This is a genomic window from Verminephrobacter aporrectodeae subsp. tuberculatae At4, from assembly GCF_000193225.1.
In the GTDB taxonomy this organism is placed as follows: domain Bacteria; phylum Pseudomonadota; class Gammaproteobacteria; order Burkholderiales; family Burkholderiaceae_C; genus Acidovorax; species Acidovorax aporrectodeae.
Genome location: NZ_AFAL01000940.1, coordinates 1 through 249 on the forward strand (window position 1 = coordinate 1; position 249 = coordinate 249).

Sequence of the window (249 nt, forward strand, 5' to 3'; positions counted from 1 at the left end):
ACCGTCACGCTGACACTGACCACCCCCGTGGCATGGGGTCAGAGCGTGACCGTTGCCTACACCGACCCCACGACCGGCAACGACGCCAACGCCATCCAGGACGCAGCCGGCAACGACGTGGCCAGCTTCGCGGCCACGTCGGTGACCAACAACACGCCAGCGCCACCAGACACCACACCCCCGGAGTTCAGCTGCGCCATGGTCCGTGGCATCGGAATGGTGATCAACTTCATCGAAGCCAACACCCTG

The 249-nt window shown here is 65.1% G+C and carries 1 protein-coding gene; it reads left to right on the forward strand.

Annotated elements, in window-relative coordinates; genetic code table 11:
* The coding region (locus tag VTU_RS29925; RefSeq protein WP_010109473.1) for a SwmB domain-containing protein at nucleotides 1-249 on the forward strand (249 nt) is incomplete at both ends.